At 44.3% G+C, this 22,244-nt stretch carries 19 protein-coding genes and 1 pseudogene; 4 read left to right on the top strand and 16 right to left on the bottom strand.

What is annotated here, in order from left to right; translation table 11 throughout:
• Window positions 1-15: 15 nt before the first annotated feature.
• Entirely contained in the window at window positions 16-597 is a 582-nt protein-coding gene (locus MKY48_RS26890) for a sensor domain-containing protein (RefSeq protein WP_215159323.1), read from the bottom strand.
• A 305-nt stretch (window positions 598-902) separates the two neighbouring features.
• Between MKY48_RS26890 and MKY48_RS26895 the strand changes: the two genes are divergently transcribed.
• Window positions 903-1,103 carry a hypothetical protein gene (locus MKY48_RS26895; RefSeq protein WP_339267549.1) on the top strand — a complete coding sequence of 67 codons (201 nt, stop codon included), beginning with the start codon at window positions 903-905 and terminating at the stop codon, window positions 1,101-1,103.
• A 173-nt stretch (window positions 1,104-1,276) separates the two neighbouring features.
• On the opposite strand, the gene MKY48_RS26900 is transcribed toward MKY48_RS26895, so the two are convergent.
• Both MKY48_RS26900 and MKY48_RS26905 read right to left on the bottom strand, forming a co-directional pair.
• Window positions 1,277-2,083: an MBL fold metallo-hydrolase gene (locus MKY48_RS26900; RefSeq protein ID WP_339291676.1), complete on the bottom strand. Its 807-nt coding sequence runs from the start codon at window positions 2,081-2,083 to the stop codon at window positions 1,277-1,279.
• A 24-nt stretch (window positions 2,084-2,107) separates the two neighbouring features.
• Entirely contained in the window at window positions 2,108-2,713 is a 606-nt protein-coding gene (locus MKY48_RS26905) for a winged helix-turn-helix domain-containing protein (protein WP_339291677.1), read from the bottom strand.
• A gap of 306 nt (window positions 2,714-3,019) precedes the next feature.
• On the opposite strand from MKY48_RS26905, the gene MKY48_RS26910 reads away from it, so the two are divergent.
• Window positions 3,020-3,535 carry a hypothetical protein gene (locus MKY48_RS26910; RefSeq protein WP_339291678.1) on the top strand — a complete coding sequence of 172 codons (516 nt, stop codon included), beginning with the start codon at window positions 3,020-3,022 and terminating at the stop codon, window positions 3,533-3,535.
• 81 nt (window positions 3,536-3,616) lie between these two features.
• Here the strand turns inward: MKY48_RS26910 and MKY48_RS26915 are convergent, their stop codons facing one another.
• Both MKY48_RS26915 and MKY48_RS26920 read right to left on the bottom strand, forming a co-directional pair.
• The gene (locus MKY48_RS26915; RefSeq protein ID WP_339291679.1) at window positions 3,617-4,471 is read right to left on the bottom strand and encodes a VOC family protein; all 855 of its coding nucleotides are present in this window, start codon (window positions 4,469-4,471) and stop codon (window positions 3,617-3,619) included.
• 225 nt (window positions 4,472-4,696) lie between these two features.
• Window positions 4,697-5,140, bottom strand: a complete 444-nt coding sequence (locus MKY48_RS26920) for an Rrf2 family transcriptional regulator (RefSeq protein WP_076324561.1) — start codon at window positions 5,138-5,140, stop codon at window positions 4,697-4,699.
• 275 nt (window positions 5,141-5,415) lie between these two features.
• Between MKY48_RS26920 and MKY48_RS26925 the strand changes: the two genes are divergently transcribed.
• A complete protein-coding gene (locus MKY48_RS26925; RefSeq protein ID WP_339291680.1) occupies window positions 5,416-6,453 on the top strand; it encodes an LCP family protein in 1,038 nt (345 codons plus the stop codon).
• Window positions 6,454-6,590: 137 nt separating this feature from the next.
• Here the strand turns inward: MKY48_RS26925 and MKY48_RS26930 are convergent, their stop codons facing one another.
• From MKY48_RS26930 to MKY48_RS26950, 5 genes are all read right to left on the bottom strand, one after another.
• Window positions 6,591-6,755, bottom strand: a complete 165-nt coding sequence (locus MKY48_RS26930; protein ID WP_164817510.1) for a hypothetical protein — start codon at window positions 6,753-6,755, stop codon at window positions 6,591-6,593.
• Between the two features lie 115 nt (window positions 6,756-6,870).
• Entirely contained in the window at window positions 6,871-7,791 is a 921-nt protein-coding gene (locus MKY48_RS26935) for an AEC family transporter (RefSeq protein ID WP_339291681.1), read from the bottom strand.
• Window positions 7,792-7,901: 110 nt separating this feature from the next.
• Window positions 7,902-11,054, bottom strand: coding sequence for an ATP-binding protein (locus MKY48_RS26940; protein ID WP_339291682.1), 3,153 nt, complete (start codon window positions 11,052-11,054; stop codon window positions 7,902-7,904).
• A 134-nt stretch (window positions 11,055-11,188) separates the two neighbouring features.
• Window positions 11,189-11,680, bottom strand: coding sequence for a hypothetical protein (locus tag MKY48_RS26945; protein ID WP_339267563.1), 492 nt, complete (start codon window positions 11,678-11,680; stop codon window positions 11,189-11,191).
• Between the two features lie 169 nt (window positions 11,681-11,849).
• Complete coding sequence (locus tag MKY48_RS26950; RefSeq protein ID WP_339291683.1) at window positions 11,850-13,007, bottom strand: response regulator; 1,158 nt, start codon at window positions 13,005-13,007, stop codon at window positions 11,850-11,852.
• 832 nt (window positions 13,008-13,839) lie between these two features.
• On the opposite strand from MKY48_RS26950, the gene nfi reads away from it, so the two are divergent.
• The gene (gene nfi / locus MKY48_RS26955; protein WP_339291684.1) at window positions 13,840-14,523 is read left to right on the top strand and encodes a deoxyribonuclease V; all 684 of its coding nucleotides are present in this window, start codon (window positions 13,840-13,842) and stop codon (window positions 14,521-14,523) included.
• A 171-nt stretch (window positions 14,524-14,694) separates the two neighbouring features.
• On the opposite strand, the gene MKY48_RS26960 is transcribed toward nfi, so the two are convergent.
• The 6 genes and pseudogenes from MKY48_RS26960 to MKY48_RS26985 form a co-directional block, all read right to left on the bottom strand.
• Window positions 14,695-15,135, bottom strand: a complete 441-nt coding sequence (locus MKY48_RS26960; RefSeq protein WP_339291685.1) for a hypothetical protein — start codon at window positions 15,133-15,135, stop codon at window positions 14,695-14,697.
• A 50-nt stretch (window positions 15,136-15,185) separates the two neighbouring features.
• Window positions 15,186-17,912, bottom strand: a complete 2,727-nt coding sequence (locus MKY48_RS26965) for a hypothetical protein (RefSeq protein WP_339291686.1) — start codon at window positions 17,910-17,912, stop codon at window positions 15,186-15,188.
• 439 nt (window positions 17,913-18,351) lie between these two features.
• A pseudogene (locus MKY48_RS26970) lies at window positions 18,352-18,624 on the bottom strand (DUF6809 family protein).
• A gap of 580 nt (window positions 18,625-19,204) precedes the next feature.
• On the bottom strand, window positions 19,205-19,678 hold the full coding sequence (locus MKY48_RS26975; protein ID WP_339291687.1) for an SMI1/KNR4 family protein: 474 nt from the start codon (window positions 19,676-19,678) through the stop codon (window positions 19,205-19,207).
• 470 nt (window positions 19,679-20,148) lie between these two features.
• Entirely contained in the window at window positions 20,149-20,619 is a 471-nt protein-coding gene (locus MKY48_RS26980; RefSeq protein WP_339291688.1) for an SMI1/KNR4 family protein, read from the bottom strand.
• Window positions 20,620-20,642: 23 nt separating this feature from the next.
• Entirely contained in the window at window positions 20,643-22,211 is a 1,569-nt protein-coding gene (locus MKY48_RS26985) for an HNH endonuclease (RefSeq protein WP_339291689.1), read from the bottom strand.
• Between the last annotated feature and the right edge of the window lie 33 nt (window positions 22,212-22,244).

Consider the following 22,244-nt stretch of genomic DNA (forward strand, 5'->3'; position numbering starts at 1 on the left):
GCCCCAACAGTGTGTCTACCTCCAAACCGAAAACATCCACTGCGTGTACCGGCCTGTCCATCTCGCCGCTCCCTTAGCCGCCCATGACCCTGCATAAGCAAACAGAAGGCCGACTCCCATCATAAGCAGGGACTTGGGCAAGGTATCGATGCGAATAAGTCCTACGTTGATATCCGCAAAGGAACTGATACATGGGGCCAATATCCATAGAATGGGAACGATAAAGAAGATAACGGCACTGAACAAACTAGCGATGCCAACGATAAACTTCAGCATGAGTACCGATACGGCTTTCCAATTTCGGATGTCCGACAGCTCCACTTTAGCCTGACTCCAGTAGGAGCCGGATGATGTTCTCTTCATAACAGGTTCGATCGTTATGTCCGTATAAAACTTCGCCTGAATCCGATCGTAATTCATGAAGGTCCGTGACGTTCGCATTACAAAGGTGAGAACCGGTATCCCGATCAGGGTGAAACTCATGCTGAAGCCAAATACAAGGCCTACAAGATAGTAGCAAAAGTAAAACACTCCAGTTCCAAAAGTCAGCATCAAAAAACAAAAGTTTAGCAGGTACTCCCTCAGCCATTTCTTCATAGATTAGACTCCTTTCATGTCTTTATGACCTTGATATTTCTGTATCCTACTGCACTCGTTGTCATGTGTAACAGTGTCAAAATGTCATATGACACGCCTTCCCAAAGAAGTGACCGAATGTTACTGACCCATATGACACACCATCAGCCATACTGATCCTCATGGAACCATAACCCGGGGGCAGTTCGCTGACCTGCTGATCCGCTCCCATGGTTGGTACATGTTCCCTGACATGATCGATGCTAATCAACAGCAACTACTACACCCTTCCGCTAGCCTCGAAATAAATTAGGGATCATAAGTTCATGAATGATCAGCAGTACCGGGCGGAGGTTGCCAGACAAAATACAACGTACATCCAGCCCTTTTACATCGGCTTTTATTTCGCATCCGACACGGACTTCTCAGCGGTTCTCGTCCCCATCTACCAATCGCCCGGAATGCTGCTCCAGGGAACAAGCACTGAAGTTTCTATATCAATTCGTTTCTCAGCTAGGGGAGAATAAGAAACCGGAGGCGATATCGGATAGAGCCCGAATGAATTTGTCGTACCAGGCCGAGATGATCATCAACATGTGGAAGTAGTTTATCACCTGAGAGAATCGTTTTTGCTAAAAAGCCGTCTGCCAGATCCGGATTACTTCGGATCTGCAGGCGGCTTTTTCTTATAAGGGTACTATTAAAATTGAACCGAAAATCCGTTGAACCGGTGAATGCCCGTTCCAAATCGGACAAGGTCTTTTTCCCGCAGCTCTTGAACTGCCTCTTTCACCACGGACAGCAATGCCGGATCCAGCCCAAGCGTATTGTGAGAACCGTAGATTCGCTTTACACCATCGATATTCGCGATCCGCTCCAGCGAGTTTACGAGATCCTCCGGACTTGTCGTTGGATAAAAAGCATATACCGGCGTTTCATCATACAACAAATCCCCTGTGAACAAATAACCTCGGTTTATATCAAATACCGCAATATGTCCGGGAGAATGGCCCGGTGTGTGGTAAATGACCAAGCTCCGCCCGCCCAGCTCGATGACGTCTGTATCCCGGAGAATACCGGCCGGCTGGCCCTGATAAGGGGTATAGGTTGCCGGATCGAAGGAAGACGGTACAGGTCTCGTGATATCGCGTGATATGTCCTTGCGGATTTGTTCAATGGAAAGCTTCTTAATCCCGCTAACGAGCCAGTCCTCCTCTGCCTCATGTACATAAATCTCCCCGTACTGCCCATGACTGCCGATATGATCTGCGTGAACATGCGTGGTTAGCACCATAATAGGTAAATCCGTCAGCTGATCCGTCATCCGCCTCATGTTGTCGATGCCAAGTCCCGTATCGATCAATGCAGCTCGCTCGCTTCCTATCAACAGAAACGAATGCACCTTCTCCCAATGTCCGTATTCACTGATCGCAAATGTGGCCTCATCCAGCTGCGATACGGTAAACCATGCATCATCGATAACGACGTTGTATTGATTATTCTCCATATGTAATTACTCCCCCATCAAGGATTATCGAATGGTGATATCCTCCTGATCATCTTGAAATGCGATCAACGACATATAGTAATTCTTCTCTTCTGTGGACAAAGGCGCACTGCCTGTTTCGGCCATCTTCATCGTAAAGTGTTTATTCATGAGCTGCTTGAACTCGTCCACAAAGGCATGGAAGCTCTCCTTCGTTGCGTGAAAGCGGTAGGTTCCTGCAATGTTTTTTCGATGTTGTTCGCTCGCGCTGTCCAAGGTAAAAGAAGAAGCCGGTGCGCTCTCAATTTTCGTTCGAGTAACATCGAGTGTCTCCATAAACACCTGTCTGGACGTTTCTACCAAATCCAGGCTTGGCAGCAAATGATCTTCCGGTATGAAGCGGCTTGCGACGGCGCGATAGTATTTCTGCACGATACCGTTCTTCTCTTCCTTCCGGACCACATGAATGATGCCGTGCTTCTCCAGCTCTTTCAGATGAAAGTATATATTGTTCCGCGTAATGTCCAGTATCTCGGCTAGCTGCTGTCCAGTGTAGGCATCCTTCACGAGATTCATCAGTATTTTGGTACGCAGGGGATCGGCAATCGCTTTGAGCTGCTCATGGGATTTAATTCTATAGACACCTGTCATTTTTATTTTAACACCTCCATATATTTTACCGGTAAAATTAATTTTACTGTTATTCGTTTTCCATCCTATCATGATTTTTACCCGTGGGTCAATGCTGCCCTACGATTTTACGGTTATACGCAAACTGGAAACCGAGCACGAGTCAACGATGATACGATTAGGCAATACTGTTATAAAATGAAGGAAATCACGCTGAGAGGTCCCAACTTATAGCACAACAAGCGTGTTCCCCTTAAACAGCTGAATTATGATATATTATCCACAATCGTATGTACTATCATTATGATGTTCAAAGGATGTGCCTTAATGTTTGACCCGACGATATTCGAAAATTTAAAGGTTGGCATCGAGAATGCGGTCTATGATCTCGACAACCTCGATGAAATCATTCGCGTTACCGATCGGAAGGATCTCCTGGATATGGCGACTTTGTCCAGAAGTTTTAGCCTCCGGTTCGAGCTGGCTACGCCATCTACAACTTCGGCCGAAATTTGCCTGGAGACCGGGCTTCGGGATTTGGCGGCCGAGATCTTGGAAATTCCGGAAGGTCAGCCAGCCTGCGAGCTAAAGCTCCGCTTTCATATAAACATCGCTGATGCTTCCATAGCGTGTCCGGCGATCGCCCAGATCATGAAGGAGATATGGAATCCGGAGCTTCCCCCGCTGCAAACGATCCGGTATACCTACAGCGATGATGCGGTATCGCTTCACAACACGATCGAGCTTCGCTTTCCTCGTAGGATCAACGAAGAACAGATGGGAGATATCCCGAATATCTTGGAATTCATGCTTCGTACGCTGGGAGAATTAGACCGGTTATAGCCCCCAGATAAAGATTACGGTGATATCTAGTAAAGAAGCCTGCCCGCTATCATAGCGGACAGGCTTCTTCGACTTATATTATTAAGCAACAACCAACCGGATCCAAATGTCCGAAGGATCTTGAACGGCCCAGACGCCAGCGCGCTGTTCCAGACGCAGCCCCGCCTCACGAATACGGCCGGTTACCGCCTCAAGCTCCTCATCGGTAGGAAATTCAATCGTATAATCTTCCATACCCGCAGCGCTCCTTGGCGTGTTCGGTACACCGATTCCTGCCCAAACATTGAGCCCGATATGGTGATGGTATCCTCCTGCGGATATAAACAACGCAGCGCCGCCATAATGGGCTGTCAACTCAAAACCCAGAACATCGCAATAAAATACGCGTGCATCATGCAGATTAGATACGTGGAAATGCACATGCCCGATAACCGTCTCTTCCGGAAGTCCATACCATTCCTTGTCCTTGGAGAGAGCCAGCAGTCCCTCTACATCAACAGGATCTGTGGTCATCACATATTCCCCTTTGGCATCACGCTTCCAGGTATCTCTTGGCCGGTCGGCATAAATCTCGATGCCGTTTCCGTCCGGATCATTAATGTACAATGCTTCACTGACCAGATGATCGCCTTGGCCGACAGGAATGTTATGCGCGATCAGATTGGCAAGCGCAAGCCCGAGGGATTCCCGATTTGGAACCAGGATCGCAAAATGGTATAGACCTGCCGTCCGGGTCTGCGGTCTTACCAGATCTTGAATCTCCTCTATAATCAGCAGCGGCTGCTTGCCGTCTGCCGTCAATTCGGCAACCCGGCCATGCTGGCGAAGCATTTTCAAACCGACGACTTCTGTATAAAAGCGTACAGATTGTGCCAGATTACTGATCCGCAGAGAGACCGGCCCGAGCTTTGTGGATGGATGTATAATAGCAGTCATATTCTCACTCCTTAGAATGTTGTTGTTTGTTTTTTTTATAAAATATATTCAGGTCTACGACAGGCTCAACTTGTAATCAAATCAGTTACATCTCACTTGTAATCATTATAGTTACAGGACATCCTTATTGTCAAATCCAGTAATTTACAAATAGATCGAAAAGCCGCCAACGGTTAACCAAAAGAAAACGCCCATCCTGCATAGGATCGGGCGTGTGATTTTCGCTTATTCACTTGATGTTCCATTCGCAGAGGCATAAATTTTCCGGACGATTTCTTCCAGACTCACCTCATGCAGCGTGTTCTCCATGGCCTTCTGGGCGGCTGAAAAAACCGGGATGATCGCCGTTTGAATATGTTTGCCAACAGGACATTTCGCGTCTGAATTCTCGTGAATGCCAAACAGGGAATCCTCCTGCACGACATGAACGGCATGATAAATGTCAAGCAGCGTAATCTCGGACGGATGCTTTGCCAGCTTCGCTCCCGCTACGCCAGGCTTAACCTCGACCAGACCCGCTTTGCTCAGCATGCCTACAATACGCCGGATGACCACCGGATTCGTGTTCACACTCTCCGCGATATAATCTGAGGTGCTGACGCCAGCCTTATTCATCTCCAGCACGGAAAGAATATGAATGGCCACTGCAAATCGGCTGCTTATGTTCATGTGACCCCTCCTGACGGACCAAATCTTCAGATGACTATCATGTAACCATCATAGTTACATTAACCCCTAAAGTCAACGGTGAAGCCGCCGTCCCATGAGCCAAAATCAGGTGTTACATATACAAATTTCTAAATAATTATGGAATTTAATGTAATTTTATGTTGATTTTCCTGAGTTTTTCACTATAATTATCACAACATGCATTGGTAAATTCACCCTATTTAAACATATTCCAGCATCCCTACATGATCCTAAAACATTCAAGGAGGAAATCCATGGATCCAAGTCAAAACCGAAACGAAACGTATTCTATCAGACGTCCTCGAAAACCTAAACGCCATATCAAACTCAAAAAATGGATAGGAATATCCTTATCTATACTGATTCTCTTAGGCGGACTAGGCTATATTTTCAGAAAAGAATTGTCCTGGATGGTTTTTCACACCTTTTTCGCGAAAGATATCAAAGATACACTAGACCGCTCCTACAAACCCGTGGGTCCTGATTCGCCCGACCCTGTTGTGGAGGCAACGAAGCCGTTCTCGGTTTTGCTTCTGGGCGTTGATCAACGCGAGGACGAGCCTGCCCGCTCCGACACAATCATCTACTCTATCATCCGACCTGACCTTAATAAAATATTGCTTGTCTCCATTCCCAGGGATACCTACACTGAAGTCATCGGCAGGGGAGTCACCTCCAGAATCAACTCAGCTTACGCCCACGGCGGCGCAAAAATGGCCATTGATACGGTTGAGCATCTGTTCCAGCACCCTGTCGATTATTATGCGACCATCAATTTCTACGGATTAACGGATATCGTGAATGCATTGGATGGGATTAAACTCCCCATTGATAAAGTCATCGAGAACAAAAGCGCCAATCATATCAAATTACGGATCGAGCCCAACAAGCCTATTTACGATGGAACAGAGGCCTTAAATTATGTCAGGTACCGGGAAGATTCGGATTTCAACCGCACCATGCGCCAGCGCATATTCCTCAGTTCCTTAATGGATCGGGTATTTGAACTGAAAAATATAACCAAAATCCCAGAGTTGATTCGTATCGGTGGCAGCAATCTTACGATGGACTTAAACTCCGATTTCATTCTCAATCTGGGCGAAAACCTATTTTTTAACGACTCCCCACCAACGTTTGAGAATTACATGCTGAAGGGAAAAGATTTAGTAATCCGCGGCGATTACTTTTATGATCCGGACGATTCGGACATCCGGTATATTCAGGAACTGCTTGCCAACTGGTCTGATGAAGAGACCAAACTAGAGGATTTAATGATCCCAGGTGCGAAGTAAAGCTGATTGCTCGAGGTTAGGTGAATCGCCTGACTAGAAGGTGAAGCTTGATATGAAAAAAAGCCGATCTATGTTAAAAAACCTCTCTTTCGCGTACCACGAAAGGGAGGCTTTTTAACGAATACCCTCTGCTCCTTTTAGAACATCGGAAACACGTATTTGATAAGAAAATACAAAAATCCAAAGAAGATAATCAGATAAGCCACATACTTAATCAACGTAGATGCTACCCTGCTGGAGTCGTTACGCTCCTCGATATTGCGGGTCTCGATCTCCACGTCTCGGTCACGCTGCCTGCTCATGGTCTCCACCTCCATCCGATTCTTTAGTTGCAGATGATGGTATCTCTTGACGCTTACTACTCTTTACACACACGTCTTGAGATTGAACCAATCTTCAGGTCAGAAGATGGCAAGCTTAGAAAAAGCCGATCATGGCAGGCAGAACGATAAAGGAAGCCAGCGTGGTCCACAGAATGCACCTGGATACCAGCTTGGGTGCGGCATCGTATTGTTCAGCAAGGATTACCGCATTCACGGCTGCAGGCATCGCCGACAATATCAGGATAACCGCAAACAAGGTTCCCTCAATGGATAAAATCGCGAGCAAGCCCCAAGCCACCAAGGGGCCCACCAGCATTCGCATCGCCATGCCCGACCAGAATCCACGCTTTGAGACGGCAGAAGCTCCGCCCTCCCGAACCCCAACCATCTGGGCGCCCAGTATGACCAGAGCCAGAGGCGCATAAGCCGCGGACAGCATGGAGACGCCGGTATTCAACCCGTCTGGAAGCTGAAAGTCCGTCAACCGGAAGAGGACGGCGAGTGCCGCCGCATAGACCGAGGGGAGAGTAAATACCGATTTGATCGCCTTCACAGCCGAAAAATGAGATCTCGCTGCCAGGTACACCCCTAATGTATTCATAATGATAATCTGCACGATGACATACACCGATGCTTTATCCAGCCCTGCTTGCCCGAATGCAAGCAGGACGAGAGGAAGCCCGTAATTCACGCTGTTGGTAAAAATCGTGGTCAAGGCGAGGCCCGATTTCTCTGTCTGGGACAAGCCCAGCATTTTACCGGCAAAGGCACTCAGCGCCCAAAGGGCGATCACATTCAACAGGCAAAACGCAACCGTTACCGTGACCTCATTCGAGGTAATCGATGCCTTCTCCAGCGTCTCGAAGATCAGAGCCGGGCTCAGCACATATAAAGAAAGGGCCGAAAGCCCTTTGGTTTCAATGCCCTTGAACCGCTTGAGCAGGGCTCCGCCGATGACGGGCAGCGATATAGGTAGGAAAACGCTATAAATCGTAGCTAAGAAAGAAGAGATCATGAGGTCCACCTTTATGCAAAGTAAAATATCATTATCTCTACATCCTAACCCATACCTCAAGCATTCGTCCAAGATTTAAAGACTATAGGTCTAATAGGCACAGGCTTTCATTATGCCATCTTCCTGATGACAAACGACACGGTAGTTCCTCTGCCCCTTGTGCTGTCAATCATGAGCCCTTGCCCATAGACTTGCTTCAAACGACGATCCGTGTTCATCAGGCCGACTCCCTTGCCGGTACGCTGTCCACTTCCCAGCATCAAGCGGAGCTTCTCGGGATCCATCCCGGCACCATCATCCGCGATAATGACCTTGGCGGATTCAGCTTCACTTACAATGCGAATCGTTACGGTCCCTCCCTGGGTTCGTGCCAATACTCCATGAACGACCGCATTCTCCACAATCGTCTGCATGGTCAAAGGGGGAAGCTTCCACTGCTGAACAGCAACTTCCTCGGAAATATGCCAACGGACACGCAGCCGTTCCCCAAACCGCTCCCCTTCGATGTACAGGTATGAGCGAACCAAGCCCAGCTCCTGCTCCAGCGGGATAAAACGTTCCAAGTTGCTGATATCATAGCTGGCTCTCAGATAGTGGCTGAATTCTCCGATCAGCGCAACCATTCGGGAAGGGTCAATCTCACTAAGTGAAGCGATCGAATTTAAGGTATTGTGCAAAAAATGCGGCTGAATTTGAGCCTGGAGCCAAGCTGCCTCCATATGCAGCCGTTCCTTGATGGAGCGCTTCAGCTCAAGCAGTGCGCGTACCCTTGTTTTTAATTCCAGATGGTCCACCGGTTTTATTAAATAATCGTTAGCTCCGGAAATGAAGCCCATATGAATATCCTCAGGCCGGTTTCTTGCGGTCAGCAGCAGAATCGGAAGCTCCGATATCATATACCTCTGCCGAATTGTCCTGGACAATTCATATCCTGACATCTGGGGCATCATCACATCAGATATGATGAGATCCCATTCTCCCTGCTCCAATAATTGAAGGGCTTCCTCAGCCCGGGTAACAGTCACGATCTGATACCCTTCGTCTTCAAGCAAATGATGGATAACTTTTAGGTTAACCGGATCGTCATCTACGATAAGCAGCCTGCCATCGTTTTGACGAGAACGCTTCTTAGCCTCGGATTCGGCATCATCCTGTTCGTGTTTATCTGACATGTAAGATAGCCTCTCCTTCTCTTTCTCTGAATTTGAAGACGAGGAGTCGGCCATAAACTCCTGTTTATCCGTATTCTCCTGCCTCATCATATCGTCCATTTTCAGCGTGAACGTAAAGGAACTTCCATGTCCCGGAGCGGATGACACGGAGAGTTCCCCGCCATGCAGCTCAACCAGCTGCTTGCAGATGCTGAGTCCAAGCCCCAACCCGCCTCTCGCTGCGGCAAAGCTGGAGTCTCCCTGCTCGTAGGGGAGGAATATCCGTCTTAATGTCTCTTCGTCCATGCCTATCCCCGTATCAAGAACGTGGACGCAAGCCCTTCCATCAACAACGTCCGCAGCCACCGCGATTCGGCCTGACTCCGTATATTTGATTGCATTATGAATCAGATTGAATACAATCTGAACCAAACGGCCTTCATCTGCCCATACCTTGGGAAAGTCATTCTCGATCTCGCATACAAGCTCGATTCGCTTGCCCTCCGCCATCGGACGGAGCATATCCAGCACGCCTTGAGCAGTCGAACCGAGATGGACGCTCTGCACATTCAGCCGGATCCGCTTCTCCTTCAATAAGGAAACATCCAGCAAGTCATCCAACAATAGCGACATCCGCCTACCAATGCCGGTAATCAACTCCAGGTGGCCACGATCCTCTTGCTGAAGCAAACTCCCCTTGCGTTCCAGCAGCGTTTGCGCCATGTTAATCATCCCGTGCAGCGGATTTCGCAGCTCATGGGACGTATTTGCCAGAAATTCATCCTTCATCTTGTCCGCCTGCTTCAGCTGCTCTGCCTGTTCCCTCAGCACGACAGCGTTTCGGGTAAACCGGATAAACCAGAAGGAAGCAAATCCGAGAAACGCAACGATCAGATCAATCGGGTAATACGACAGTTCCTTAAAATACCGGAACCTTAAAATTCCGCTTAAGATAATGTTGCAGGAAACGGCAACCGCCGACAGCAAGATAAATATGGCCGCTTCCGTCCGTTCGCTGACCGCCTTCCTGGCAATCGAAGGCAGGAACAGCACGGAACTTATTAATACGAATGATAAATAAGTAGAGAGATGTACCGTCAGATGAAACGGAAGCAGCAAATAGGCGACGGCATACGAAACCACAAGGATCGTATAGGCCCGGTAAAATCCTTCTTTGATTCTCGGCCGGAGCAAATGCTTGGTACACAGAATCAAACATAATGATAAAGCCACATAAGCAACAACCTTAATCTTTACTGACCATTCGAAACTAATAGCAGGCTGCCAAACGAGCAGGAGTTTATCGTCGTCAACCAGCGTGGCCAGCAGCGTAAACAGGATAAGAGCCGCAAAATAAAAGAGGCCTTTGCTCCGATAACCGATTAGATACAAGATTAAGACATACATGACATGAAGAAATAGCACAATGCAGACCAGCAGCTGCATGTTCTCCGAGAACGCTTTCCCCTTCATCACCGCTTCTGCTGTCCCGAACTTGATCGGCAGCTTGATCCCGCCTGAATCAGCATATTGATAATTGCTCACTTCCAGGATAATATTCAGCTCATTCCCGGCAGCCGGAGGAATGAATTCGACATGGGGTACGTTTCTTGCCACATGGGTCTCCGGCGTATCGGAGGGATGTCCAGATTCGTACAATAACTCACCATTGACGTACAAACGATAGGCTGTACGAATATCGGTGATCCAGAGGCCGTAAGTTACGTTACGCTCCGGTACGAGCAGCTTGAGACGATAAGTTCCGAAGCCCATTTGGTTCCCGTTCTCGTTTACGCCTTCCCATGGATCGGGAACCTGTATCCAGCGCGGATCGGCGGCAGGCTGCCGCTCCCCTTGAGACACTCTATCCGGGCCTATCCATTGTTTCGGATAAAAGGCCCATTCCCCGTTCAGCGCAACCGTATTGCGGTCATCCGCCTGCCAATCCCGAAGATCCAGCACGCCTTGCTGAAACGGAACTTCCTCAGGGATCATGATGATTTTAAAATACGCCAACCGCACGGAGAGTAAGATGACAATAAACAGAAAAGTAATCCCCAGCAGCCTTCTGCCGGAGATCGGTTTCGATTTCGAGTTGGAATAGGTCGACAATCATAACAGTCCCTTATAACATATTGTAAAAAATCAACAACACTGCACAACTGTCCATTATTTTACATCGTTACGGAGCCGTTGTCTGTTCCTTTTCCATAAAGTCCAATAAATAAACAGGTCTGGTCAAGCCGCTATACAAACGATAATGTCTTGCCTGGGCGCTGCAGCGGCTGGTACGGACATAATTCCGCAGCGGATACATGCTTCACCGTATAATAAGAGTAGAATCTTTTTCTCCCGGATGCTTCATAGATCCACGAAAAAAAGTCGAAAATCGAATCATCCACCCATTTTCCGTTGTACTCGATCAACGACCGCAAATAAGGGATTTGGAGTTTCACTCCCCCGTCCCACATAAAAATAAATGTGTTAACCTCGGCATTTTTTTGCAACAAAAAATGAACGGTACGCTCATCCAGCAAGTACTTTTCCTGACCACACAGAAATACCGGACCCTCATCAGTAGCAACGATGCCAATCCGCTTGCCGTTGAAGTGAACATAGAAGCCTCTGCAATGCTGGAGGTCCTTTTCCGCATCAAGCTCGATCTCCCGAAACGTTCCAAGCTCCAATCCCATGGCCTTATGCAGCGAAGATTCCTTAAATTTCCGAATGAATTTCATAACCGAATCATGTACCTCCCGATTGTTGTGGTTCACACACAGTATAGGAGGCCGTCCTCTACAATTTCTGAACAACACGGGAGAACCATAAAATCGGGCAACAAGATACAAAAAATCACCGGTCGAACAACCGGTGATTTCATATCGAAAGTGTGTTTGGCTATTTCATCTATTTCATACTGGTGACTTGGATTCCATTGCTCCATTCGTCGTACCATTTCACAATGTAAGGACTTGGCTCCTCGCCCATCTCATCTTCTAACACCTGACACAGAAGACTGAATTGACGGTGCACCTGGGCCGGATTATCCTGCAAAGCATATATTTTCATCAATGAAAAATAAGCCTTTTCCTCCAGGTGATGCTGCCTCTGGATCGAGAAGTAGCATAATATGGCTTCATCGATGCGTTCCTGATCCACATACCATTCCGCCATGGATAAAGAAACGCTAAGCCACAACTTCTTCAGCCTTTGACGCTCTCCTTCTGCCCACCAGTAGTCATATTCCTGCAGGTAGTCCCCCGTATACAACTTCATCATTTCAATATGCCGATCAATCAATTCAGCCGACACGGAAGGGTTTAACTTGAACCAATTCTCCCACTCCTCAATGTCCAGCTCCACGCCTTCCATATTCAGCACGTAGCCTTCTGTCGTGTTGGTGATTTGGAAGCGGGTATCATAAGGCTCCAATGTTTTTCGGATATGATAAATAGCCGTGTACAGCTGGGGATAGGCTTTATCCATGTCAAAATCTGGCCATAACATATCGATCAATGCCGACTTTCGCACAAGCTGTCCTCTATGCTGAAGCAGATAAATGAATATCTCTTGAGCCCGGGTTGTCCGCCAATGAAGCAGAGCGAATTGCCCCTGCTCATTCGGCTGCTCGATCATAACCTGGCGGAACATCGTCATCCGAATGTTTCGATTGGACTCCATAACCTCTTCCGGTCTGGACGCAATGCGGCTTCGCAAACGCTCCATCGTTTTGGCGACTCGATCAAGCTGGACAGGTTTAACAATATAGTCTACGGCATTCAATTCAAACGCGGTGACTGCATATTCGTGATACCCCGTCACAAATACAATACAGAGATGAGGCTTCTGCTCAAGCAGCTGCTCCGCCAGCTCAATGCCGTTCAATTCCGGCAAGCTGATATCCAAAAACACGATATCAACGTCCCTCGTAAGAATTTCGTCTCGTCCTTCAAAGGGATTCGTATATGTACCGATTACATCTATAGACATGGTATCCAGTTTTAACAGCTGACGTTCTAAATACTTCAAGGCCAACGGTTCGTCATCTACGAGAATTACCTTCATTCATATTACTCCTTGGATTGGAAAAATACGGTCACACTTAACTATATTGATTCCTTCGCATTGTTGCAACAAGCGAAAGCATGTTTTGTAGAAATCTCGGCTTTTGCAGACTAACAAGTTTCATCGGTAAACCATAGTCTATATGTACGATACTGATCGTAACCGTACTCTATTTAACGCTTCGCTTTGGGTTGTCTTATAGGCCTTATTCCTAAGTGATAGTATCCAAACCTAATCAATTTTTTTCCTATTAAATAATTCCCTACTCTTTTCTTTCAGGATGCTCTTTTACGTATTTCTCACTATATAGTACTACATAACTAAAAAACTCATTATTATTATTGTCTCCAATATAGTATTCTTCCCAAGGTTCATGGTAGGTAGAAAATTGAAGTGCGGGAAAGCAAAGATAACAAAAAACAGGTCAATTACGGTGGTATTTGACCATAATCAACCTGTTAAAACTCTTCATGCAAGGAAAATGCCTCTACCTTATTAATAGATCTCTGATTCTCCATGATAAATCTACTTTTTCCTCTTCCGTTAACTGTTGCCCAACATCTTCTATGTTGAACTACTTCAGTTCATATATTATGTTGCTAATTTCTTCTTGTGCATTAATTCCGTTGTTAATCAATATCTCAGCTAAAGTTACTCTTATTGTAATATTCTCACTAAATGTATTCCAGCAATCTCTTTCAAAACGGACTGCCCTCATGAACGAGCGTACGATCTTTTCCCCAACTCACTTCCAGCAATATTTTTTGACCAAGCTTCCTGAAATAGGGTAACATAGAACTGATCATTCGTTTAATTATTGGAGGAGTTCATATTGGAAGCCGTCATACAACATCAGTGGAATTTAAGTGAGATGGAAGCCATTGAATTACAGCGGGAATTAGCTAAAAAAGTTATTACCGAGGATTGGTTTGACCCAATCCATTATGTTGCCGGAGTAGACGTTGCTTACAGCAAAAACAATAATACACTAATTGCAGCGATTGTCGTTTTAGAATTAGATTCATTGAAAATTGTAGAATCCGTTGTCATTGAAGATACGGTTCAATTAGCATATATCCCAGGTTTATTTTCGTTCCGAGAACTTCCTCCGATTATAAAAGCATTTGAAAAGATAAAGACCAATCCTCAATTAGTCGTATGTGACGGACAAGGGCTCGCCCACCCTAGACGGTTTGGATTAGCTTGCCATTTGGGGGTCCTGTATGATATCCCCACCATTGGATGTGGAAAAACGAAGCTATCCGGCAATTTTACAGAACCCGATCAACATAGAGGGGCTCAGTCACCATTAATCGATAATCGTGAAATCATTGGGAATGTATTAAGAACGCAGAAGAATATTAATCCCATCTTTGTTTCCATCGGCCATCGGGTATCCTTAACGACAGCCTGCCAATGGATACTCAAACTTTCACCGAAATATCGGCTACCCGAAACGACTCGGCAAGCCGATCAGCTTGTGAAAAAGACATTGTCGCTTCACAACCATTCCTGAGTTAATAAAAGATGGGCGAAAACCGCCCATCTTAGACTACGCAACAAACCATAACATAATAAATCAAGTCTTTCGCATCCAAAAGACCTTATTCAATAGTTTCGCGTATACTAACGGAGAAAGGTATTTTTACCAGACTGGTATCCTCCTAAAACCATTTAACGCTTACATTTATTCCTCTAGCTTATAACGACTTCTATATTCAGGAATTTTGTCACGAACAACATGATAGCTCGGATCTTCTTCACTTATTTCCCATGTTTCTACTATATCTCCTGCTTCATCATAAGTTATAGTCATTATGTGAACATTTCTAGCCACAATACTCTGAGATCTTAACCGACCATTCTTATAGAACTCTTTTGCTATACCATTTGTGGTATTATGATCAGTCTCATTTAATTCCTGTAACTCACCTGTGGGATAGTATATTCTCTCGATACCGGTTCTAAAACCATCTTGCACCTCAAATTCCCAAACAAGTACCCCATTACTATAGTCTACTATTATTCCGTTAAAAGGTACTGTATTATTCTGATCAATATAAAAGATATGTTCACCGGTATGAATATCATCTTTAACGAAAATATCATAATAATTCATCTTTTTCATACATCCACATCCTAAACTTTACTTTTAAAACAGCCACTTATCAAGAAGCATTAGTTATGGCCTACAGTATTAATCCCATCTGTTAAATAACGACAATGTTCACAACGGATTTTTGTTACAAGGTTACCATTTCCATCAAGTTTATATAAATCAATATTATGCAAGAATAGCTCCGAGATCGTCGAACGGTCAACAGGAAGTCCTGATTTTCTTCTTGCTTTTAATACTTGATCTAGTGCTCTTAACTCTGAATGAGCAGCCAATCGATTATCGGCAACCTCAGAGAGTTTAATCTCTCCATTCTTGATTTTAAACTCATATTCTTTTACTAAATCCTTAATTATCTGGTCAGCATCATTATCTAACCATTTTTGATACTCTAGTCTCATTGTTGCATTATTTTTGAAATTTTGACCAAAATAGGTTTCTCCCGTTAACGGGTCGTAAATTCCAGATAAGCATGGTCCCATTTCTTTTTTAGAAACTCCACTTTCAAATATTTCACGAGCACGATTAGAGGTAGCTTCAACAAGTGCTTTTTCCATTTCCTGCACATTAGGTATTTTGCTTTTGGGAGCACCCTTACCCGTCCCCTCAAATGGTCCACGTGAGCTTGTTTTCTTTTTCTCTAAAGCTTCAAGCAATTCCTTCTCTATCTTCAGATACTCATCAAACTTGGACGATCCTCTTGCAGCCGCACTCGCCTTAACATTAGCTATAACCCTAGTACGTAGTTCATTTCCATCTACACGAGTCTTAGGTGTAGAAACTTGGTCAATCCCCTTCACATATCTAGCATTATAAGCTCGTTTTGCCCCTTTCAACAGACTCTTCCCGAATATCGCTAGATCCACCGCCCCTAGAATTACCCCTGTCACATCCAGCATTTCCTGATTAATTCCTAGGAGGCTTGTATCGGATACTACCCCATCATTTAAATCCTGCAGCTTCATGAAACCTACACCCATCTGTGCGACGCCCCAAACTCCGTTGGCTGCAGCTAATAAATATAACGAACCTCCTGCGGTGAAAAAAGCACCTACGAAAGCTACGACTCCAAACATTAAATTGAGTTCTGTCATCAATTTTTGCTGCTTAACCACGAGCTCCTCAAAGGTGAAACGTGAAAAATAGATCTCCTCATCCGGGATTTTGCTAAAATAATCCGGTACCTGCGGAATCAACTCATTTAATTGATGTTCCTCTCTTCGCTCCTCCCAACGGTCCCCCCATTTTTCTATTGAGCCAGATAATGCTTTGGATGCATTCACAAGCCCCTGTAAAGCCTCATTATGATTAGCCTGTCTCTCTATATGATCCTTCACAGCTTTCCATGGGGAGGTTGGCTGCTTAGGCGGCGCCTTCTTGCCACTTCGAATGTCGATGTAGCCTTGATAGAACTCCGCATATTCTTGCTGTTCTTGGGCTCTTTCCTTTTTTGACTTGTTCTCAGGCTTAGGTGGGGGTGGAATGAACTTTTCTTTATAACGCCTCTGTAGCTCGTCTTCACCTAGGGCTTTTAATGATTCTTTAGCGCTTTCTTTCGTTTTTGGATTTTGTACTCGAGCAATGGCATCGTTTGTAATTTTTTGTCGAACTTCTTCCGTCCAATGATAAGCCGGTGCAGAAAATCCGCTAATGTATCTTCGATTTTCTTTTCTTTCTTTATTCGCTACCTCTAATTCATGATCCACATACAATTTCTCAAGCTCTTCATCCGTAAGCATATCCAGAAAGTCCATTTCGACTTTCTCAAGACTCACCTTTTTGCCTTTAATCCCTACATACTCCGGTCGGATTTCCATATAATGATCCGTGTTCGTGAAGAAGGTAATCGTCTCGTTAGCTACGAGCTTAATATGCTCCGGCATATTTTGGCCACCTAGCTCGATTTCATTAGATGCGACTACGAGAATCGATTCCGTAGCGTTTAATGATATATCGTTCCCATCCAGCGTTAAACTGACGGTATTCTTCTCGAATAATACACCGTCTTCACCAAGCTCCATCTTCGCCGCTCCAGGCATATGGAATACTTTTGTCATCGGCTTCTGGAAGACGGTGCGCGATTTCATCTCATCGTTTCTGCCTCGCACGGAGTTGATGGCAATCGCCTTTTTCTCCGTTCCCTCAGGAAAATAAACTTTGATGCACGCCCCTTTTTCCGGCATACAGTGAAAGATGTTATTGCCTTCCGGTGAGTACGGAAACCACCAATTCCCTCGTTCGTCATGATCGTGATCAATATCCAAATGCACCTTAACCATGTTGTTGCCGCGTTTTATAACGCGTCCTTCCAAGGCAACTCCCTGAAGCGCACGATTCGTTCTTACCTTACGCCGAAGTGCTGCACGCTGCATCAATACATATTCATAATAGATTAAACCAGACTCATAGGTAATAACGGATTCCGTAACCACCCACATCTGTCCCTTAAAAGAAACGTTGCCCCCCACCTGGCAGTACTGATTCGTATGTACCCGGTAACTGACGAAGTCAGACTCCCCCAAGTCTGAGCTCGCATCCGAATTCGCTTGTATATCAAGAAAGTTCCCCCGATCTTTAATGATCGAATAATGATGGGATCGGATAACCTTCCCCCAAGAGAAATCAGGTACGCCAAAATAAACCCGAGGCGCATCCATGACGATATCAGGAAGGATGACCGTACCGATCCGCGATGCCAGCCTCTTTAAAAACTGCCAATTCGTCTCTTCATACTGAACAAGGAGCTGACCAATCGTCGCTTCGGGGGGGGGTAGCTTCGTTCTGGGCATCCCCTCCGGGATACAGATTGGCAATCTGCCGAATCAAATCGGTATAAGTCAGGGACTTGTTCTGAAAGGAACGACTCTCTAAATGCCGATCCATTTCATATGTCCTTGACAGGCCTTCTATGGTTACATGGGGAATTCCATCTTCCATCTGAATATCGATATTGGAGATTCCACCTGCGAACAGGTACTCATTCCCCTGCCCGGCAGATTTACGAATAAGCAAGCTATCTCGGTATGTACCGTTTCTTAAACATATATCGGCTTGTTCCTCCGACATGGTCGTTGAAATATAACAACGGGTATGATTATTAAACTTGCACAACATGGATTCAGAAATAATAAAAAAGCTCATCCCTACCTAACAATCAAGTAGAAATAAGCTTATAATGGTCTCTGCAATATTATTTAATATATTGAAGCTAATCTAAACTACCACTAACTAATTCCGTGCTGTATATACTTCTGTCATCAATAGCGCACCAAGTTGAAATCCATGGATAAAAGAAACTTCAGCATGCATTGAACCTGATTTACTACGTAAATCAAGTAATTCTTCAAGCTGACTGAATTCTGTTGCCGATAACTTTTTCTCCCACATTTTCATGACTTCGGATATTTACCGGTTTAATGCATGGTATTCGGGGTCTGTCGGTACAATCGTTTCTTCAGGGCGAATGTCTCCACGATATAACACTTCTAAAATACCTCTCATTTTCCTCTTCCCTTCGACTGGATTACAGCCCTTGAAGGAAAGACTGACACATGATAAAGTAATTGTGCAGTCTGTCCATCAGGCAGCTGCGCAGTGGAAGTGGCGGTTTCTTTTGCGAGAGTGCGCCACTTCCTTTGTTTATTCATCTGCATTCAGCCTCTCGATGCCTCGTCTTACAGCTTCGTTCTTTGTCACCTTATTTTTCTTAACGTAACGTTCAAGAATTTCATTATGCTTCTTATCTAGCCTTACTGTAAGTCGTATTTCTTTAGGGTTTTCTAAATATGGCCGACCAATCCTTTTGGTGATTCGTTTCACCTCCTAACTTAATTATTGGCTGACAATAATAACGTATTAAATGTCTGCCATAAAGTCAAGTTTTCTTCCCAGGCTATGTTTCCCCTTCATTTGGAAATATAAAAAGCTTATTCCAAGTTGGAATAAGCCATTAAAAGTTTATTAAATGTTTTTTTGTTGGGTGTATCGTGGCAATCTTATTTTTAAGTATGTAAACCCAATCCTTTTTTTAATCTGTACAAATCAGAGATTACAATCATTATAATATAAAACTAGAATAACCCTACTCTTTTAGCATTTCAAAAAATTCTGATATATTTAGGGCGACACTTTGTGTTACAGGAGAAAATTCCTCTGACTCTTCATGAAACCAAATAACTACAGTAGGCTCTTCTGTTTCTCTAAAATCCAAACAAATAAAATCCCCTGAAAAAAGCACCGCAATAGGAACTACATTCATCCCCACTAAATCTTCATTATCAGTTAATCTATCACCTATTTGTGTAATAATAACTTCAACATCATACCATCCATTGATAGGGTCTGACTCACTATCATTCAATATACAAAGAAATTTTTCAATTATATATTCATGCTGATTAAAATTAAACATATTTGTGATTGGTACAGCTCCATTATTATCCTTAATAAAATTCCTATAAGTTTCAGGAAATGAAACTCTCAAGCTTCGCTCAACTACATCTAATAATTCATCGGTTGGCAATGGAAAGACAATCGTATTAACATCCAATCTCATTTCTTTCACTCCCTATTCTTATCTTTTAGCATGAGCCCAACCACCTGGAGCTCTCCCACCCTGATGATTTTTGGAATTATTTAGACTAAAGTAAAATTGCAATTTTAGTCCCTTCACTATAATGGTCTGCTATGTCGCTACGGAGGTGCGAAAATCTACTGCCCCCCCTGTCGGGGCGGCGTATTCTACAGTTACATAAGATTTTGTAAAACCTGTGAGAAAGCGAGCATAACGAAAACAGGTCAATGGTGGTATCTAACCATAATCGACCTGTTCAATGCAAACGCAATTGCGTTATTTAGGGTATAAAATAAAAGCATTGATGTGCATACAAACAAAATGACGAAATCTTTATACGGGTATTACATGGGTTAATTCTACTTGAAATCAGCCGCCCGACTCATTCGGCACTGGGTGGGAGTTGAGACAAGGGCAAAAGATAAACACTGTTTTATAGACTTGATGAATAATTATCGAAGCAGGCTTATAAACTCTTCAAAACTATCTGCAACATGATAGCATACTGGATCAAAGTCACCGGAATTTGAATGGTCCCACACACAAACTATCGGATTTTCTCTCGAATTTCGAAAATCTAAACAAAGAAAATCACCAGCAAATAAAACTGCAATTGGTAATAAAGCCACTCCAATTAGATCACCATCATCCGTAAGTCTTTCATCTAATTGCGTCCAAGTTACATCTATATCGAACATCCCTAATTCTGTTTCTTCTGGATCTTCTAGAATGCAAAGAAATCTAGTTAACTTGTAAGAGCGGTTATTACAATTAAAGACTGATTCTTCTGGTATACCTCCATTATTTAATTCGATAAACTTTTTATAATCATCAGGCAACTTAACTCTCCATACTATTTCATTTTCAGAGATTAATTTTTGAGATGGCAATGGCAAAATAATCGAATTGGACTTTATTTTCATTTCATTCTCCTCCTATTACTGCACTATCTAGGGGCATCTGCCCATAATCCAGCTGTTCTTCCTCCATTGTGTAAAGTGATATTATGAATTCCATACGGTACTAATTGCATTTTACCAGGCGTTTCAGTGTGATACCAGGTATACGTACCATTTCCCACAAGTTCCCTTACATTATCTGGAAGCCTTTCGTCTAGCCACGAAAACTGAGCATCATCCTTCTTCAACCAAAGACTTTCTGGTAATTCATCAGCATGTATAACTACTCCTGCCCCTTCAAAATCAGCAAAACCATATTTTAATCCTGGAACTTTAATTACAGTAATTTTTGGTATTAGCGCAAGATCCTCTGCTCTTTGCTTTATTAGAGCTCTTTGAGTAGCTGTCAATTTTGTTCCACCTGGTATGTTTTTTTTCCAAGACCAGTTTTTAATATTTATGACTTCAACATAATGCTTAGCATAATCATCTAAAACCTCTTCAAACTTCTTTTTATCTAGAACAAAGTCATTAATATTATCTAAGAAGGCTTTCTCAGCATTACCCGTCCCCCCAGAACCGCTTTTGCTGAACTGAATAAACGGTTCGTCAGCAACACGGTCAAGGCGCCATTTCCCAGGTCCTCCTCTACCCATCGTACCGGCATTAGTAGAAAGACTATACGCTTCTTCCCATGAAAGCTTGTAGTTCGACGGATTCATCTTAATATTAGCATCATTCATTGTAGCTTTGAAGCTCGCGTACTTATTGCCTGCAGCTTCTTTAAAAGCCGCCAGTCTTTGGCTGTCTTTAAATTTATCAGCGATTTTCAGGTTATTCGGTTTGAACAGGAAGGCTAAACTAACTACACCTAATCCCATCTCTAGCTGGTTTAGTGTGTCCTGGTTCATCCCCATTACCGCCGGATTGCTATAGCTGTTCCCTTCGTCCAAATCACGCAGCTTCTCGGAATTGACTTTAATCTGCATGATGCCTACACCGATTTCTGCTCCTGCTATTAACATTAAATACAGAGAACCTCCACCCGTCGGGATCGCCAAGACGATGGCCACAATGCCGAATAATATATCGAGCATTGCAGCTTGCTGCTGTGGAATAGTAACCTGTGTCATGAAATTGAGCCGTGAAAGGTATGTAACAGTTTGATCCTCTTTGCTAAAATAATTCGGTTTCTGGGGAATGACGTTCTCTAGCCAGTAATCACTATCTTTCATGCTTTCCAAGTCCTGGGATATGAACAGATCACTTATGCGAACAGGAATCTCAAAAGCTACATCACAACGTACAAACAAGACTTGATCGGCGTATTCTCGGATTTGTTCGAGCCAATGACAGAAGTAAACAAGCGACTTCGGATAGACTTCTATCCTGAGCGTGTTCTTACGAGTTTTCGGAGCAATTACCAACTTATAGGAGATAGTTAGAAAGTGTTCTCCTGTGTTGATTCTGATACGGTATTGAAATCCTCTTTCCCCCACCGTCATTCTGACCCCGTAATAGTGACAGATTCGTTTATGGAACTCATTGAAGAAGTCCCAGTACACGTCTGTAAAGTCAATGACAATACGGTCTATGGATACCGTTACCCCTTTCATATGCCACCCCTCCCGAATTTTTTCATGAATTTC

Source organism: Paenibacillus sp. FSL W8-0187 (assembly GCF_037969755.1).
Classification (GTDB): domain Bacteria; phylum Bacillota; class Bacilli; order Paenibacillales; family Paenibacillaceae; genus Paenibacillus_AQ.

Coding starts and splice junctions, on each gene's coding strand:
- MKY48_RS26915 (WP_339291679.1), bottom strand. CDS start 4,471: ATGACTGCTATTATACATCCATCCACAAAGCTCGGGCCGGTCTCTCTG.
- MKY48_RS26910 (WP_339291678.1), top strand. CDS start 3,020: ATGTTTGACCCGACGATATTCGAAAATTTAAAGGTTGGCATCGAGAAT.
- MKY48_RS26975 (WP_339291687.1), bottom strand. CDS start 19,678: ATGAGATTGGATGTTAATACGATTGTCTTTCCATTGCCAACCGATGAA.
- MKY48_RS26985 (WP_339291689.1), bottom strand. CDS start 22,211: ATGAAAGGGGTAACGGTATCCATAGACCGTATTGTCATTGACTTTACA.
- MKY48_RS26900 (WP_339291676.1), bottom strand. CDS start 2,083: ATGGAGAATAATCAATACAACGTCGTTATCGATGATGCATGGTTTACC.
- MKY48_RS26935 (WP_339291681.1), bottom strand. CDS start 7,791: ATGATCTCTTCTTTCTTAGCTACGATTTATAGCGTTTTCCTACCTATA.
- MKY48_RS26905 (WP_339291677.1), bottom strand. CDS start 2,713: ATGACAGGTGTCTATAGAATTAAATCCCATGAGCAGCTCAAAGCGATT.
- MKY48_RS26890 (WP_215159323.1), bottom strand. CDS start 597: ATGAAGAAATGGCTGAGGGAGTACCTGCTAAACTTTTGTTTTTTGATG.
- MKY48_RS26895 (WP_339267549.1), top strand. CDS start 903: ATGAATGATCAGCAGTACCGGGCGGAGGTTGCCAGACAAAATACAACG.
- MKY48_RS26960 (WP_339291685.1), bottom strand. CDS start 15,135: ATGAAAAAGATGAATTATTATGATATTTTCGTTAAAGATGATATTCAT.
- MKY48_RS26965 (WP_339291686.1), bottom strand. CDS start 17,912: ATGCCCAGAACGAAGCTACCCCCCCCCGAAGCGACGATTGGTCAGCTC.
- MKY48_RS26945 (WP_339267563.1), bottom strand. CDS start 11,680: ATGAAATTCATTCGGAAATTTAAGGAATCTTCGCTGCATAAGGCCATG.
- MKY48_RS26950 (WP_339291683.1), bottom strand. CDS start 13,007: ATGAAGGTAATTCTCGTAGATGACGAACCGTTGGCCTTGAAGTATTTA.
- MKY48_RS26980 (WP_339291688.1), bottom strand. CDS start 20,619: ATGAAAATAAAGTCCAATTCGATTATTTTGCCATTGCCATCTCAAAAA.
- MKY48_RS26920 (WP_076324561.1), bottom strand. CDS start 5,140: ATGAACATAAGCAGCCGATTTGCAGTGGCCATTCATATTCTTTCCGTG.
- MKY48_RS26925 (WP_339291680.1), top strand. CDS start 5,416: ATGGATCCAAGTCAAAACCGAAACGAAACGTATTCTATCAGACGTCCT.
- MKY48_RS26930 (WP_164817510.1), bottom strand. CDS start 6,755: ATGAGCAGGCAGCGTGACCGAGACGTGGAGATCGAGACCCGCAATATC.